Annotated in this window: 16 protein-coding genes; 9 read left to right on the top strand and 7 right to left on the bottom strand. The window is 37.7% G+C overall.

What is annotated here, in order from left to right; translation table 11 throughout:
- Nucleotides 1–18: 18 nt before the first annotated feature.
- Complete coding sequence (locus ACG9ZL_RS08930; protein WP_262086650.1) at nucleotides 19–207, bottom strand: hypothetical protein; 189 nt, start codon at nucleotides 205–207, stop codon at nucleotides 19–21.
- Nucleotides 208–403: 196 nt separating this feature from the next.
- Nucleotides 404–982: a DJ-1/PfpI family protein gene (locus ACG9ZL_RS08925; protein ID WP_336951875.1), complete on the bottom strand. Its 579-nt coding sequence runs from the start codon at nucleotides 980–982 to the stop codon at nucleotides 404–406.
- 149 nt (nucleotides 983–1131) lie between these two features.
- Between ACG9ZL_RS08925 and ACG9ZL_RS08920 the strand changes: the two genes are divergently transcribed.
- Nucleotides 1132–1605 (top strand): hypothetical protein, encoded by a 474-nt coding sequence (locus tag ACG9ZL_RS08920; protein ID WP_419359762.1) that lies wholly within the window; start codon nucleotides 1132–1134, stop codon nucleotides 1603–1605.
- A 160-nt stretch (nucleotides 1606–1765) separates the two neighbouring features.
- On the opposite strand, the gene ACG9ZL_RS08915 is transcribed toward ACG9ZL_RS08920, so the two are convergent.
- The gene (locus tag ACG9ZL_RS08915) at nucleotides 1766–2284 is read right to left on the bottom strand and encodes a chromate transporter (RefSeq protein WP_004823357.1); all 519 of its coding nucleotides are present in this window, start codon (nucleotides 2282–2284) and stop codon (nucleotides 1766–1768) included.
- Between the two features lie 6 nt (nucleotides 2285–2290).
- Nucleotides 2291–2872 (bottom strand): chromate transporter, encoded by a 582-nt coding sequence (locus ACG9ZL_RS08910; protein ID WP_336951873.1) that lies wholly within the window; start codon nucleotides 2870–2872, stop codon nucleotides 2291–2293.
- Nucleotides 2873–3035: 163 nt separating this feature from the next.
- Here ACG9ZL_RS08910 and ACG9ZL_RS08905 point away from each other — a divergent pair, with 163 nt between their 5' ends.
- From ACG9ZL_RS08905 to ACG9ZL_RS08895, 3 genes are all read left to right on the top strand, one after another.
- A complete protein-coding gene (locus tag ACG9ZL_RS08905; protein ID WP_336951872.1) occupies nucleotides 3036–3920 on the top strand; it encodes a LysR family transcriptional regulator in 885 nt (294 codons plus the stop codon).
- Between the two features lie 247 nt (nucleotides 3921–4167).
- Nucleotides 4168–6240 carry a M13 family metallopeptidase gene (locus tag ACG9ZL_RS08900; RefSeq protein WP_336951871.1) on the top strand — a complete coding sequence of 691 codons (2073 nt, stop codon included), beginning with the start codon at nucleotides 4168–4170 and terminating at the stop codon, nucleotides 6238–6240.
- 267 nt (nucleotides 6241–6507) lie between these two features.
- Nucleotides 6508–7539: a hypothetical protein gene (locus ACG9ZL_RS08895; RefSeq protein WP_419359761.1), complete on the top strand. Its 1032-nt coding sequence runs from the start codon at nucleotides 6508–6510 to the stop codon at nucleotides 7537–7539.
- Between the two features lie 54 nt (nucleotides 7540–7593).
- On the opposite strand, the gene ACG9ZL_RS08890 is transcribed toward ACG9ZL_RS08895, so the two are convergent.
- On the bottom strand, nucleotides 7594–8586 hold the full coding sequence (locus tag ACG9ZL_RS08890) for a putative solute-binding protein (RefSeq protein WP_336951869.1): 993 nt from the start codon (nucleotides 8584–8586) through the stop codon (nucleotides 7594–7596).
- Between the two features lie 372 nt (nucleotides 8587–8958).
- Between ACG9ZL_RS08890 and ACG9ZL_RS08885 the strand changes: the two genes are divergently transcribed.
- The 5 genes from ACG9ZL_RS08885 (at nucleotide 8959) to ACG9ZL_RS08865 (ending at nucleotide 12236) form a co-directional block, all read left to right on the top strand.
- The gene (locus ACG9ZL_RS08885; RefSeq protein ID WP_336951868.1) at nucleotides 8959–9480 is read left to right on the top strand and encodes a hypothetical protein; all 522 of its coding nucleotides are present in this window, start codon (nucleotides 8959–8961) and stop codon (nucleotides 9478–9480) included.
- A 276-nt stretch (nucleotides 9481–9756) separates the two neighbouring features.
- The gene (locus ACG9ZL_RS08880) at nucleotides 9757–10251 is read left to right on the top strand and encodes a DinB family protein (RefSeq protein WP_336951867.1); all 495 of its coding nucleotides are present in this window, start codon (nucleotides 9757–9759) and stop codon (nucleotides 10249–10251) included.
- A gap of 151 nt (nucleotides 10252–10402) precedes the next feature.
- Nucleotides 10403–11149: a hypothetical protein gene (locus ACG9ZL_RS08875; protein WP_419359760.1), complete on the top strand. Its 747-nt coding sequence runs from the start codon at nucleotides 10403–10405 to the stop codon at nucleotides 11147–11149.
- 431 nt (nucleotides 11150–11580) lie between these two features.
- The gene (locus ACG9ZL_RS08870; RefSeq protein WP_336951866.1) at nucleotides 11581–11832 is read left to right on the top strand and encodes a DUF6364 family protein; all 252 of its coding nucleotides are present in this window, start codon (nucleotides 11581–11583) and stop codon (nucleotides 11830–11832) included.
- Nucleotides 11829–12236, top strand: coding sequence for a PIN domain-containing protein (locus ACG9ZL_RS08865; RefSeq protein ID WP_336951865.1), 408 nt, complete (start codon nucleotides 11829–11831; stop codon nucleotides 12234–12236). The genes ACG9ZL_RS08870 and ACG9ZL_RS08865 overlap by 4 nt, the downstream gene beginning before the upstream one ends.
- A 136-nt stretch (nucleotides 12237–12372) precedes the next feature.
- Here the strand turns inward: ACG9ZL_RS08865 and gatB are convergent, their stop codons facing one another.
- Together gatB and gatA are read right to left on the bottom strand one after the other, a co-directional pair.
- The gene (gene gatB, locus ACG9ZL_RS08860; protein ID WP_419359759.1) at nucleotides 12373–13854 is read right to left on the bottom strand and encodes an Asp-tRNA(Asn)/Glu-tRNA(Gln) amidotransferase subunit GatB; all 1482 of its coding nucleotides are present in this window, start codon (nucleotides 13852–13854) and stop codon (nucleotides 12373–12375) included.
- Nucleotides 13854–15332: an Asp-tRNA(Asn)/Glu-tRNA(Gln) amidotransferase subunit GatA gene (gene gatA, locus ACG9ZL_RS08855; protein ID WP_336951863.1), complete on the bottom strand. Its 1479-nt coding sequence runs from the start codon at nucleotides 15330–15332 to the stop codon at nucleotides 13854–13856. Before gatA ends, gatB begins: the two co-directional genes overlap by 1 nt.
- Between the last annotated feature and the right edge of the window lie 18 nt (nucleotides 15333–15350).

Genomic DNA, 15350 nt, shown 5'->3' with positions numbered 1-15350 from the left:
TGATTCCGAATTGAAAGCTTATATCTTTTTCCATTGTCGATTTTCTTCTGAGAAATTAACTAGAAACGAAACACCTGACTCATCACCAACAAGATATGAGGATGGATTCACCATCAGTACCTTTAATAAAGTCCCTGTTTTAATGGTAATTGGTTCTAAATTATCTTTATTTAAGGTAACGGGTTGGAGTAATTCAATGATTTCCACTTTTATACTAACCTATTGTTTGAACATAAAATTCTATAAATAATTATTGCACAGCGCAAAGCGCTTTGCTGAGATACAGCGTTAAAAAACGCAACATTGATAGGTCTTTATGTAGCCTAAACATTTTTAAAGTTTCACTGTTGTATAAGGCTAAGTTTTCTCTCAGCGGAAATCTTAGCTTAGACAGTTTTAAATTTTATAAAGTAATCGTTGCACCAAGCGCTTTAACAAATTGGGCTAACCAAGCAGGATGTGCTGGCCATGCTGGCGCTGTTACCAGGTGTCCATCTGTGACTGCTTCAGTGACTGCAATATCTGCATATTGCCCGCCTGCAAGTTTAACTTCTGAGGCACATGCAGGATAAGCGGAACATAAGCGTCCTTTTAATACATCGGCTGCGGCAAGCAGTTGTGCGCCATGGCAAACAGCGGCAATTGGTTTTTTAATCGCATCAAATTCACGAACAATTTCAATTACTCGGTCATTCATACGTAAATATTCAGGTGCACGGCCACCCGGAATCACTAATCCTACGTAGTTGTCGCTGTTGACTTGGTTAAAGTCATAGTTAATTGCAAAGTTGTGACCACGTTTTTCGCTATAGGTTTGCTCACCTTCAAAATCATGAATCGCTGTTGCAATTGTATCGCCAGCTTTTTTATCAGGGCAGACTGCATGAACACTATAGCCTAATCCAGTGAGGAACTGAAAAGGAACCATGGTTTCATAATCTTCTACATAATCACCCACTAACATTAGAATTTGTTTAGACATTTTTACACCTTTTGTTTAAATTTTATGATTTATTTCATGTAAAATAGCATGCTCTAGTTGCAGTTTTAAGTTGAATTTATACGGCTTTAGTCTTAATTTAACAGACTTAACTGTAATAAAAATTGTATTCAGTGATGAATGAGAAAAATATGAAAAAGTATCTATTGGGTTTAGTGATCGCGACTGCTGCTATGAGCAACTATGCTGCAGTAGAAGAAACAGTGTATAGAGGAATGGGCGAGGCATCTGCACAGTTTCCAAGCTTTAAAAAGATGCAAAAGCAGGGGATAATCAATAAAAAACCGGATATTTCAAGAAATGACTATAATGATGTATATAAATTAAAAAAACCGCTTCAATTTATGGGGCAAACAGTTGCACTCCTATCAGACGAATATATGACACAGTATGCTGGTTGTTGTGTCAGTGAGGGCTGGGGAGCTGTTTTAGCTAAAAAGAGTGATATGAAACTCTTGACTCAATTTGCCAAAACTAATCAGTGTTCGTTAAGCAAAGTAGAGTCAGATGCCAGTAATTATTATGGTTTTAAACTGAAAGCATTACCAACGGCAGAATATTATGAGCTTTCTTGTCGTGAACGTGATTTAGAAAACCAGCAGTAAAATAGATAAATTAAGCTATATAGAGCAGTCGCGATTTAAATCTCATATTATATTATAAATTTTCTCCCTCTTTGCTTTGTGTGATGCACTGCTTAGAGGGAGGAAGATGTCTTGTCTGAATTTTTATGAATGAACCTGTATAGGCGGTCTTAATCAATATCTATAGAATTAAAGCACCTGTACCAGCACCAATCACCATTAACCAAACTGGGTGAACGTTCTTAAACAGACTTAGGCAAATGGTGATGGCGACGATTGCAATCAGTAAAATATTTTGAGCAGAGGCTTGGGCAATAATCCAAGCACTGACTAAAACCAAACCGACTGTAATCGGTTTTAACGCCTTTTCAAATTTCGCCCGCAGTGGATGACTTTTAAAATTATTCCAAAATTTAAGTGCATAAATGGTGATGATTGAAGACGGACCAAACTTCGCAAAAGACGTCACGATCAGTCCCATTGGCCCAGCGACATGCCATCCCACTAAAGGAACAATCATCATGTTGGGACCGGGTGCAGCTTGCGCCATTGCAAACATAGAGCTGAATTGCTCAGCAGTCATCCATTGGTGAATCACAACCACCTGATGTTGCATTTCAGGTAAGATGGCATTCCCGCCACCAAAGGCCAATAAAGACAGTTGAGTAAACACTAAAGTCAGTGCGATGAGAACATACATCTTATTTTACTCCTGAGTCACTTTAGTTTGATTAAATGCTAAAACTGCCATATTCACGGTGACTAAAATCAACAGCGTCAGTGCCAAGGGCAATTTAATCAACAGCATAAAAATAATGGTCAAGATAATGGTGAAATAGGTCAGCTTACTTTTCATGATTGGTTTTAACATCTTAAAACCTGTAGCAAACAGTAGACCTGCAGCAGCGGCAGCTAAACCTTGAATCATGTGCTGTACCATTTGAATATCTTGAAAGCTGCTATATAACTGGTACAAAGAGATGACAATAATGGTCGGGGCCAGCATAAGACCCAATACCGCACTCATCGCACCTTTTACTCCAGCAAAGTCATAACCAATCGCCACTGCCATATTTACAATATTTCCACCAGGTAAGATTTGGCAGACACCCAACAAGTCGGTAAATTTTTCAGATGTTAACCATTTCTGATCTTCTACAATTAAACGATGTGCGAGAGGAAGTACCCCACCAAATCCCATGAGGCCAAGTTTCATAAAACCTAAAAATAATGCTTTGCAATTGGGTATGGTCATGGATTGTTCCATTGGGATTGCTTCAGTATTCATTTAGACCTCTTCAATTTGCTGTGATGTACTTGGCTTGAATGTGATTATCTGCTTGTTGAGTCATAAAGAAAAATGCTATTTTTGCTGTTATCCATACCTAAAAAGTATGCTTTGAACGTGGATTAGCACGAAAAAATGAAAAGATCGATATTGAGGCGAAAAGATGATTGATATTCATAAGCTTAATGCGTTTATCGCTGTGGTTGAGGAAAGTAATATTTCTCGGGCAGCGGTACGTTTGAATATGCAGCAACCGCCTTTAACACGAATTATCAAAAACTTAGAAGATGAATTAGATACGGATTTATTGAAGCGTTTACCGCGTGGCGTAGAGGCAACTGAAGCGGGTAAGGCCTTATACCAAGAAGCACTTACCATACTTGCACACGCTCAGGCTATCCCCAAACGCGTGCAAAATATTTCTAAAGGTTTGGAAGGGCAAATCAATATTGGTTTTACCAACTCAGTTGGCTTACATTCCTTTTTACCTGCTTTACTGCGTAATTTTCGTGAAGTATTTTCAGCGGTGTCTATTCATTTGGAAGAAGATGGCAGTAGCTCCCTGATTGATTCGATCATCAATGAAAAGAATGACATCGTTTTTTTGCGTAAGCCTGCACCGATTGGTTTGGGACTCACCAGTTTGCATGTACTTGATGAGCCCTTAATTGTGGCATTGCCCAATAATCATCCCTTAGCTGAACATCCAGATGCCATCCAGTTACTTGATTTAGAGCCTTATGATTTTGTGCTGTATCGCCGTTTAGCAGGACAAGACTTGTTTGATAATATTTTGGCCAGCTGTTATCAGGCTGGATTTAGTCCAAAGATTGTTCAAGAAGCCCCACGTTTAACGTCGAGTTTAAATCTGATTGCAGCTGGAATTGGTTTGTCGATTGTTCCAGAGGCCATTCGAGATTTTTGGAACAAGCAAATTATTTACAAAGCGCTTAAAGCGGATACGCCGTGTATTGCACCAATTTATGCAGTCTATAAGCAGGCTGCTGAAAATATCCGTTTAAAACATATTTTAAATTTGCTCGCTTAATTTATAGGTTGACTTACTAAAGCTCCAGCTAAATAAGTGGATTTATATATTTTGAATGTTGATGCTGTTCACAGTGATTAAAGATTTAGGCTTAAATTGAGTTTTTTGGAATAATCTATGCTGTGAAATTCTATCTTGAAAACAAAATCAGTGAATCATTGCATTTTTGCTACACATAAAGTCTGAGCTCAAGATTACTATTATTGTTTTAAATTCAAACCTTAGAAATAAAATTGAGGATATCGCTTTGAAATTTGGATTTGTAAAAAGTGTTTTAGCATCTGCAATCATGTTGTCATCTGCACCAGTATGGGCTGAAACAACAGGGCAAATCACTCAAACCACTTCAGCTATTGTGAAAGATCAAAAAAAATCGGGGATTGATCATCAATATTTTGATCAAAATATAAAAGGAAATGATGACTTTTATCAACATGTAAATGGAGGATGGTTGAAAAATACTGAAATTCCTGCAGATAAATCACGGTGGGGAACTTTTGATATTTTGCATGAAGAATCATTAAAACAATTGCATGACATTGTCGATGAGCTTTCAAAACAGCAATTGGTGGAAGGAAGTTCTGAGCAAAAAGTGGCAAGTCTATATGCTAATTTTATGGATGAAAAAAGTATTGAAGCATTGGGGATCCAGCCGATTCAAGCGGAAATTACCAATGTTGATGCATTGAAAAGCAAAAAAGATATTGCGCAATTGGCCGCACATTTTTCACGTATTGGTGTAACCAGCCCTTTTGATGTGGGCATTGACCAAGATATGAAAAATTCAACTGAAATGGTGGCAATGCTTGGACAGAGTGGTTTAGGGTTACCTGATCGTGATTATTATTTAAAAAATGATGCCAAATTTAAGAAAATCCGTTCGCAATATTTAAAGTATATTGAAAAAACTTTAAGCCTAGCTGGAGACAAGCAAGCCGCCCAGCATGCGCAAGGGATTTTAAAATTAGAAACTCAAATCGCCAAGATACAATGGAGTAATGTCCAAAACCGTGATGTAACAAAACTCTATAATATTTATAAAACGCAAGACTTAGCCAAACTTAGTCCAAAAATTGATTGGCAAACTTATCTAGAAAAACAAGAATTGTCCGATAAGATTAAAACCATACAAGTCATTCAACCGAGTTACTTCAAAGGTTTAGGCCCAATTGTTGACAATACCTCATTAGAGGTTTGGAAAGCTTATTTTAAATTTCATTTAGTCAGTGATTTTTCATCACTGCTTAGTCAAGCTTTCGTAGACAATAGCTTTGATTTTTATAGCAAACAGCTCAGAGAAATCAAGGAACAGAAACCACGTTGGAAGCGTGGTGTGCAATTGGTTGAAGGAACTTTAGGTGAAAGTCTGGGCCAGATTTATGTGAAAAAGTATTTTTCTGCTGAGAAAAAACAACGCATGGAAGTCTTGGTGCAAAACTTAATGAAAGCATACTCTCAAAGCATAGACAAACTGGATTGGATGAGTCCAACAACGAAAGTTCAAGCGCAGAAAAAGTTAGCAAGTTTTGCGGTGAAAATTGGTTATCCAAACAAATGGCGTGATTATTCAGCTTTAGAAATCAAAAATAATGACTTGATTGGAAATGTGATCCGTTCACGTGAATTTGAACATCAATATGCCTTAAATAAATTGGGCAAGCCTGTTGATCGTGATGAATGGGGCATGACACCGCAAACCATCAATGCGTATTACAATGCCTCTTTAAATGAAATTGTCTTTCCAGCAGCGATTTTACAACCCCCATTCTTTGATATGGATGCCGATGATGCAGTGAACTATGGGGCGATTGGTGCAATTATCGGACATGAAATCAGTCATGGTTTTGATGATCAAGGCAGTCAATTTGACGAATTGGGCAATATGAAAAATTGGTGGACGGCAGAAGACCATCGAAAATTTAAAGAAAAAACCAATACATTGGTTGCTCAATACAACGCTTATGAGCCAATCAAAGGCTATCATGTCAATGGTGAGTTAACTTTAGGCGAAAATATTGCAGATAACTCTGGATTGGCAATTGCTTACAAAGCTTATCAACTGTCTTTAAATGGCAAGGCTGCGCCAGTATTGGATAATTTAACAGGTGAACAACGCTTTTATATTGGATGGGCACAAGCATGGCGTTCTAAAATTACTGATGCAATGCAAGTTGAATTCTTAAAAAGAGATCCGCATTCACCTGATAAAGTTCGTGGCAATGCTACCTTGCTAAATCAAGCGCCATTTTATGATGCTTTTCATATTCAGCAGGGCGATAAAATGTATTTACCTGCCAATAAACGCGTGACCATTTGGTAATAATCTGACCTAAAAGCCTGCCAAGCTGTATCAACACTTGGCAGCTTTTTAACATTTTTTTCACATGTTGTATAAATAAATCGCAATGGAATAGATGTCTAGATAGAGCTTTTTAAGTTTTAACTTAATTGATTATCTCTAATCATTTTTTTTGTGACTTTTTTATCACTTTATTTCGATAAATAGTTAATAAATTCAATGTAATAAGTTTGTTGTTTTGAGTATTTTAAGATATTTTTATGCATAAATATAATTGAGAAATGTCAGGTGAATTTAAAAATATTCTTATTGTTGAGTGGGGTAGGTTTTGTATTGCAGGGTTGTACAACCATGAATACATCAACATCAGACGCTTTTAAACAATATGCTTCTGCTCAAGAACTCATTGAGAAGTACAATATTAATGAAAACAATAGCGCATCTAAAGAATATGTTTATGATTGGGGATCAAAGCAAAGTGATCAGCAGGTGCAGTCTTTAACACCCAAAAGTTACTTAAACCGTTATTGTAGTGCCAAAGGTGGTCATTTTTCTCAAGTGCAAAAAAGCACAATGAGTTCGGTTAAGGATATTTGGGCAAAAAAATTATTAAATACTTATAGCAGTGTTAAACAGGGGATCGGTGCATACCAATGTACTGAAAGTAATGGTCAGCAATGGTATGTATCTATCGAACCTTTATCTGAGCGTAAACTTGATCAAACTGGAACTCGAGTTGTAAATTTGCAAACCAAAGTTTTATCTTTGGATGAGCTTAACAAATTCTATAACAACAAAAGTAATATGGCGACAGTTACCCAAGAAAAGAAATCTAAAAATAGTCATTCAAAAAGCAGTGATGCAAAAAGCACTGATATAAAAACGAACAATTCAAAAAATATTGCTATCAACAACGTAGCAAAAACTGTCCCTGTTAAAGTCGTGGAAGAAAAAAAGCCAGTCGCCACAATTGCAGATGAAGTAAAAGAAAGACTTCAGCCTGAAAAAATCGTGACTACACCGCAATCACAACAGATGCAATTATATACATCAGCGCGTAAGGATTTAGGGCGGGGGCAAAATCAGATCAATGCCTGTAACAATGCAGAACGCGCCTATAATTATGGACGCTTGCATGGGGCAAGTGGAATCAATGTCTATGCCGAATCAGGTGTAATGGTGGCAAGATGTTTAACCAATGTGCCGGGTTACAGTCAGCGTTTTTCTAATCCGCAAGATCGAGCCAAACGTATTTTACAGAATCTGGCGGCTAATCAAAATCATGCTGTTGCCAAACATATGTTAAAGCAGATTAAGTAATGGAATGGGGTATTTCATCTCAATGGAGTGAAATACCCGAATAAACAAAAAGCTTTATTCATCATTTAATGAGCATTCAAAACTACTCGGATTCTCTTTACAACGAACTTTTTTGAGGAAATTCATCATTTGTGGATCATAAATACCTGATTTAGTCAGTGCAATACGAGATTCACGCATCATTTTGATATAGTTTAGTTGTTCATTGGCTGGGATATTCATCCAATATTTTGCGGGAATTTCTTTTTCATATTTTGCTACGATGTTAAATGTTCTGCCCAATTGACTCGCGACCCAAGTTCGAGATTTTTGTCCAAAGCCTTGAGGGAATTTGTCTTTGCGAATAATAAAATTGGCCGAAATTTGAGTCAGTGGAAATTTTACAATTCCGCCTTTTTCTCCTAGGCCCTTATAGAGCTCAAAAGGTTTAAATGCAACAACAGGTGCAGGAAGAATATCAATTTCATGATTGTTAAATTTAGCGCCTGCACTGGTGACATCAACAGAAACAGCTTGTGCGCCCACTTGTTGAACCAATTTTGGTTGCGCTTCGTCATAACGGAACACCCCAATTTTTTTACCGGCAGCTTTTGCTAAAGTATTGATATTTTTGTCATTTACAAAAAGATATGCTGGGCCAATTGTACCTAATCCTGCAATTTCATAAGGACCATTGACCATTTTCTCCGCTGCTCGAGGTAAAGACAATAATTTATAGGCTGAAATGGCTGTTTTCATATCCGTTAATGCACCGATCGCATCTAAGGAGCCAATATATTTATTAAATTGGCGCCCACGTAAACCACTGATAATGGCACCATCACATTTACCCACTTTTAAGTCTTCTGCGGCGAGCCTTTCGTCAGTAACGGCTCTTAAATCTATATCAGCACCCCAATTTTTTGCTTCAAGTGCATAATCTTTAGCTAGGGCATATGCATCACCTGCTTTACCAACCGGATCAAAAACACATACAACTTGCTTTGCAAAAGCAGGTATTGAAAGTGCGAATAAAGTAGTTATTGTGAGAGTTTGAACCATTTTCATATATATTTCCCTATAAACAGTTATGGCATATCTTATTAAAACGTATGTGCTATTGATGAACTAATGACCATGAGGATTGTTTTTTATGTCAAAAAATCCAACAAATGTAGGTTTTTGAATATAGATTATCGATTGAGATCTGAGATATTGGTCTTTTAGATCTTTAATCAGTTTAAGTTAGATGATGGATTAAGAAAGTATTTTATTTTTGAAATTTGAGATGCTTTCTATTTTTAAATACAACCTAAATATTGAATCGAGTTTAGCACAGCAAACAAGATTATTTTCATTAGTGGTTGTTTACAGAGTCATAACAGGCGAATAGGTAGCGCTTGTGATACAAAGGATTTAATTTCGAATTGGACTTTGTTTATGTCACGCCAAATTTTCTCCTCAATGTATTCTAAATTTTCCCATATGGGTCGTTCTGTATTTATGGCGACGGCATTAATGGGAACAGCACAATTTGCTGTCGCAGGACCAACCGTTGATCAACTTAGCGATTGTTTGGTAAAAGCAACCACAGCAACAGATAAAACTACAGTATTACAGTGGACCTTTGCTGCGTTATCTACACACCCTGATCTAAAAGCATTGAGTAATGTTAGTGATGCACAAAGAACACAACTCGATCAAAAGTTTGCTCAGGTTTTACAACGGGTGATTGTAGAGCAGTGTGCCGCACAGACCAAAGCAGTGATTGCCGCTGAAGGTGTGCAAGCAGTAGGTGACAGTTTCCAAGAGCTAGGTCGTACGACAGGTGAAGATATTATTAAAAACCCTGAAGTGAAAAAACAGTTACAGGGTGTATTGCGTTATATCGACTTAAATAAATTGGTGATGACTTTTTTAACCCCTGATATTTGGAATAAGTTGGGTGTGATTCGTCCATAAATCACTTTACCTTTACAGAGCAAGACTTCTTATCTGTTTAAAGGAGTGGGAGTCTTGATGATTCAATTGAAATAATTATAGAAATTTCAACGAAGCTCTTCTTATTATTGAAAGGGTTTGGGGAGTGGAATAAATGCATCAAGAAAGCTTATTAAAGCTAAATTGAGTCTTTGTGTGTAAAAACGTGGCATTTGAGGATATTTAAAAGATTGGTTTTTTTCAGTGATTGCATGCTATCTTGATGATTTGATTCAAAGAAAGCTTTAGGTCAATTTAATGAATTTTGAAAAACTCTTTTTATATAAACAATGGTCGGATCAGCGGTTATTTAAAGCCGTAGATCAGATCAATCAAGTGCAATATTTAGAAGATTATAATTTTGCCAAGCAACAATTCAATCATATGATCATTGTCGAAGAGCTATTTAGATCTCGACTAGAAAACAAAAAAGCATTGCACACCCAAACCAATACAGAATTTTTACCCTCCTTAGATGAACTTAAGCATCGAATTGCTGAATCACATTTATGGTTTATTGAATTTGTCCAAAATATTCCATCGAATCAACTTGCTGAAATTATTCATTTTCAATTTATAGATAAAAAAACGGGCAGTCTTTCAATAGAAGAGATCTTCTTTCATATCATCAATCATGGAACATACCATAGAGGCAATATCGCACATGCTTTACATCATGCTCAGGTGGTTCATCCTGCCGATACATATACAGTCTTTATTCATCAGTATGAACCTGAACGTAGAGTGGGATAAATCATTATCATGATATATGTAAGATGTTGAATTAAAAAATTAAGTGAATAGATAAATAAACATGGACAAGAAAGCAGTCAAAATTTTACTTAAAACCATTAAAAGCTCGCAGGATCAAAATTTAGAGAGCTGGTTTTATTGGGATACATACATGCAATTCATTACTGAAGATGAGTTTGAATATGCAAAAAGCCATTCCGTTATGTTTGAACAAGAAAAAATAAGTCACAATGAAATCTGTCGAAGAATAAAAACAGCAGTTAATCAAATTGAAAAGCAATCTGTGGTGGATGCATTTATTTACAGTCTAAGTACAAGACGATTGGAGTATCGATCTTTTTTATCAAGTTACTGTATTGGTAAAAGTTTGATTGAACATCACTTTGTTTCCAGTCCAGAACCAAACTCAAATATATGTGCAGTTTGTGGGCTATATACGTATGAGTTTGAAAGACTCATTGAGTTTAATACACTCAATTTCTTTAAATACAAACATGGAAGCTGTACCGATAATTTGATTTCTGTTTTATTTGATTTGGAACAATTTCTTAAATTTCCTGTCGTTGAACCAAGCGATGAAGATTACAACATTCTCAATGAACTCAAAACGATAATAGAGACAGCTCAACCCAATGACAGAATAGCTCAACTTAAAAAGAGTATTTCTAAAGTACTCAAGTCCAATGACGATGAGCGTTTGGGGCTTTTAGAGATTTTTGGAGTGATTAGTATTTTGCATGATGACAAGCATTTTGGCTATGCTGAAAAATATGTGACATATCCAGAAAGAGAGCACCGACCGATTAGAAATGATGATGTGAACTATCCAACACGATGGTGGCAAGGACAGTTTGGCGTTGATCGTGAGAAATGGGATTATTGGTTTAATAATAAATGATCAGTAGCGCTCCTCATCTCGTAAACGGAGGGAGAACATTCATTATTGGATGAATAGCATTATTAAGATCATATGAAGCTCCCTCTGGGAGAGGGTTGGGTACCTTCTCACAAAAAAATGACATTGAAAAGAAATAATCTATTTGGATATCTGGGAGAGATTTTAAAAACTAAGGGTATATATTTTATGAACTATAAGATCGCTCTTGAATAGTATCATCTTGCCGATACATATACGGTCTTTATTTATCAGTATGAACCTGAACGTAGAGCGCTTTGATAGTTTAAAAATAGCAGATGATTTTTGCTTTCTGATATTAGAAATAAGTTAGGTATGCGAAATCAATCGTTGTGTCATTTGGTTAAAATTTAATTGTTAAAAATTAACCAATACGTATAATTAATTAAATGATACGTATGAGGTGAAATCTTATGCAAGCGAAATTGACTTTATCTATAGATAAAAAAGTGATTGAACGGGCGAAACTTTTTGCTCAGGAACATGAGCAGAGTGTTTCGAGTTTGGTTGAAGCTTATTTAGATCGTATTTCAGCACACACTGAAATTTCGAGTGATGTTCAAGCTCCTATTACTGGACGTTTGACAGGGATGTTTGCCATTCAAGACCAAGGGCAAGATTATAAGGCATTGCTTTCTGAGGCTCGTATGGAAAAACATAAATGAGCGAGCGGATATTTATTGATTCTGATGTAATTTTGGATGTGGCTTTAGCGCGTCAGCCTTTTGTTGAGGCAAGTCAAACTGTTGTAGCGTTGTGTGAGAAAGGGCATTTTACAGGGTGCATTTCTTCGAACAGTGTTGCCAATATTTATTATATTTTGCGTAAATTGGGCGGTGATGAGAAAGCGCGTCTTTTTATTCAACAACTTTTAAAAATTTTGGTGATTATCCCTGTTGATCATGTTGGGATTTCTCAAGCACTGGTGTCTAAGTTTTCTGATTTTGAAAATGCAATTCAATATTTTTCTGCGTTGAGTTTTGGTTGTAGCAAAATCGTGACGAGAAATATTCAAGACTATAAATTTGCTGAAATAGGTGTTGTTTTACCGAGTACTTTTGTAGGCTGAAGGTATGTTCCCAGATACAAAATTTTGAGAAAATAATAGATTTAAATGTCTCCCAAATTTTAAAAACTAAACATATAAATACTTTAAACAAAGAAAACCCGCTCTAAAGCGGGTTTTCTTTTAAAATTAAATCAGCTTAACCAATCAATTTCTTCATCAATTCATTGACTTGAGCAGGGTTGGCTTTACCACGAGAGGCTTTCATTACTTGACCAACGAGACCGTTGAATGCTTTCTCTTTACCAGATTTATACTCTTCAACCATCTTCTCATTGGCAGCAAGCACTTCTTTGATAATGGCTTCAATGGCACCTGTATCAGTTTCCTGTTTCAAGCCTTTTTCAGCAATAATGTCATCTGCAGTTTTGCCTTCTTCCCACATAAAGCCAAACACTTGCTTAGCAATCTTACCGCTAATGGTATTGTCAACAATACGTGCGATCATCCCACCCAGTTGTTCTGCTGAAACAGGAGAGTCTTGAAGTTCAAGGCTGGCTTTATTTAAAGCACCAGAGAACTCACCCATCACCCAGTTGGCAGCAACTTTACCTTGAGCCGCGCCGCCAGAAGCAGTAACAACCGCTTCATAGAAGTCAGCCAATTCACGAGATAGAGTCAGTACATGTGCATCATATTCAGTCACAGCAAAGTCTTCGATAAAACGCGCACGACGCGCTTTAGGTAACTCAGGAAGTGCAGCACGAGCAGCTTCGATTTGCTCATTGGCAATGATCACTGGAAGCAAGTCAGGGTCAGGGAAGTAACGGTAATCGTTGGCTTCTTCCTTAGAACGCATTGAACGTGTTTCCATTTTGTTCGGATCGAACAAACGGGTTTCTTGATCAATACGACCGCCATCTTCCAAGATGTCCATTTGACGTTGAATTTCAACATTGATGGCTTGTTCGATAAAACGGAATGAGTTGAGGTTTTTTAACTCACAACGGGTACCAAATGGTTGCCCAGGACGACGTAACGATACGTTACAGTCAGCACGGAATGAACCTTCAGCCATATTACCGTCAGAAATCCCTAACCAACGCACCAAAGTGTGAATCGATTTGATATAAGCAACAACTTCTTCAACTGAACGCATATCAGGTTCAGACACGATTTCAAGTAAAGGTGTGCCAGCACGGTTTAAGTCGATACCAGACATGCCTTCGAATTGATCGTGAATTGATTTACCTGCATCTTCTTCCAAATGCGCACGGGTCACGCCTATACGCTTCACTGTGCCATCTTCAAGCTGGATGTCGATATGACCTAGCCCGACGATAGGATTGTCCATCTGGCTGATCTGGTAGCCTTTTGGCGAGTCTGGGTAAAAGTAGTTCTTACGCGCAAATACAGAGGCTTGATCGATATAGGCATCAATCCCCAAACCAAAACGAATCGCAAGATCAACCACTTCTTGGTTTAGCACAGGAAGTACACCCGGCATTGCCAAGTCAACAAGGCTGGCTTGAGTATTCGGATCTTGACCAAATTCAGTTGATGAACCTGAAAAGATTTTAGACTGAGTTGCAAGCTGTGTGTGAATCTCAATACCAATAACGACTTCCCAACCGTCAATCAGCTTTGACACGGACGGTGCTAACTTTTGAGCTTCGGTCATTATGCATTCTCCTCAGCAATTGCCGCACGTTTAGTATGCCAATCTGTATTTTGTTGATATTGATGCACAATTGAAAGCAATTGTGATTCTGACCAATAGTTACCAATTAACTGTAAACCTACTGGGAGATTATTCGTATCAAAACCAACAGGTGCGTTAATGGCTGGTAAGCCCGCTAAGTTCACCGCAAGTGTATAGATATCGCCTAAATACATTTCGGTTGGACTCAAGTTCGCACCGATTTTGTATGCTGTCGTTGGTGCAGATGGTGCTGCAATGACATCGACATTCTCAAAAGCTTTTAAGAAATCCTGTTGGATTAAACGACGAACTTTTTGTGCTTTCACATAATAAGCATCGTAATAACCAGCAGAAAGCGCATAAGTACCAATCAAGATACGACGTTGTACTTCTGCACCAAATGCTTCTGAACGAGAGCGTTTATAGAGATCTAAAATATCTGTTGGGTTTTCACAACGGTAGCCATAGCGAACACCATCATAACGTGACAAGTTAGAAGATGCTTCCGCAGGTGCGATCAAATAATAAGTTGGTACATAGGCTTCAGTCATGTTGAGGTCAATTTCAACCAACGTTGCGCCCATGTCTTGCAATTTTTTCAACGATTCTTCAACACGTGTCTTAACTTCTGTATCGAGGCCTTGAACATTGAAGTATTGTTTTGGAATACCAATACGTAAACCTTTCACAGCTGTTGCATTTAAGTTTGCAACATAGTCATCCACTTCTTTGTTGATAGAGGTTGAATCTTTGAGGTCATGTCCAGCAATGGTGTTCATCAAAAAAGCACAGTCTTCAGCAGAACGTGCCATTGGGCCACCTTGATCCAGTGATGATGCAAACGCAATCATCCCGAAACGAGAGACACGGCCATAAGTCGGTTTAAGACCAGTTAAGCCACAGAAAGAAGCTGGCTGGCGAATTGACCCACCTGTGTCGGTACCTGTTGCCAGCGGTGCAAGATCAGCCGCGACAACAGCAGCCGAACCACCAGAAGAGCCTCCAGGAACATGTTCTAAATTCCATGGGTTTTTAGTCGCACCGTAGAATGAACTTTCAGAGGTTGAACCCATTGCGAATTCATCCATGTTCACTTTACCTAAAGTCACTAGGCCAGCTGCTTTGGTTTTTGCCACTACAGTTGCATCATAAGGTGAAATGAAATTGTCCAGCATTTTTGAACCCGCAGTGGTTTTAATCCCTTGGGTACAAAAAATATCTTTATGCGCCAGTGGAACACCAGTCAATACGCCAGCTGTTCCAGATTTTAGTAAGTTGTCAGCAGCATCAGCTTGTGCCAACGCTTGTTCGGGAGTGACCGTTACATACGATTTGACACGATCATCAATTTTCGCAATACGATCCAAATAATGCTGAGTCAATTCACGAGATGAAAATTGGGCAGATTTTAAGCCTTCTGTCATTTCACGAATCGATAAACGGTGTAAATCAGTCATGAGTACAATTCTTTACGA

It is taken from the genome of Acinetobacter legionensis (assembly GCF_048551735.1).
GTDB lineage: Bacteria > Pseudomonadota > Gammaproteobacteria > Pseudomonadales > Moraxellaceae > Acinetobacter.
The sequence above is the reverse complement of the archived record's forward strand: the minus strand, read 5'-3'. Positions and strand labels throughout refer to the sequence as shown.

Excerpts from the sequence above, each read along its gene's own strand:
- ACG9ZL_RS08925 (WP_336951875.1), bottom strand. The coding sequence starts at position 982 with ATGTCTAAACAAATTCTAATGTTAGTGGGTGATTATGTAGAAGATTAT.
- ACG9ZL_RS08920 (WP_419359762.1), top strand. The coding sequence starts at position 1,132 with ATGAAAAAGTATCTATTGGGTTTAGTGATCGCGACTGCTGCTATGAGC.
- ACG9ZL_RS08915 (WP_004823357.1), bottom strand. The coding sequence starts at position 2,284 with ATGTATGTTCTCATCGCACTGACTTTAGTGTTTACTCAACTGTCTTTA.
- ACG9ZL_RS08910 (WP_336951873.1), bottom strand. The coding sequence starts at position 2,872 with ATGAATACTGAAGCAATCCCAATGGAACAATCCATGACCATACCCAAT.
- ACG9ZL_RS08905 (WP_336951872.1), top strand. The coding sequence starts at position 3,036 with ATGATTGATATTCATAAGCTTAATGCGTTTATCGCTGTGGTTGAGGAA.
- ACG9ZL_RS08890 (WP_336951869.1), bottom strand. The coding sequence starts at position 8,586 with ATGAAAATGGTTCAAACTCTCACAATAACTACTTTATTCGCACTTTCA.
- ACG9ZL_RS08885 (WP_336951868.1), top strand. The coding sequence starts at position 8,959 with ATGTCACGCCAAATTTTCTCCTCAATGTATTCTAAATTTTCCCATATG.
- ACG9ZL_RS08880 (WP_336951867.1), top strand. The coding sequence starts at position 9,757 with ATGAATTTTGAAAAACTCTTTTTATATAAACAATGGTCGGATCAGCGG.
- ACG9ZL_RS08875 (WP_419359760.1), top strand. The coding sequence starts at position 10,403 with ATGCAATTCATTACTGAAGATGAGTTTGAATATGCAAAAAGCCATTCC.
- ACG9ZL_RS08870 (WP_336951866.1), top strand. The coding sequence starts at position 11,581 with ATGCAAGCGAAATTGACTTTATCTATAGATAAAAAAGTGATTGAACGG.
- ACG9ZL_RS08865 (WP_336951865.1), top strand. The coding sequence starts at position 11,829 with ATGAGCGAGCGGATATTTATTGATTCTGATGTAATTTTGGATGTGGCT.
- gatB (WP_419359759.1), bottom strand. The coding sequence starts at position 13,854 with ATGACCGAAGCTCAAAAGTTAGCACCGTCCGTGTCAAAGCTGATTGAC.
- gatA (WP_336951863.1), bottom strand. The coding sequence starts at position 15,332 with ATGACTGATTTACACCGTTTATCGATTCGTGAAATGACAGAAGGCTTA.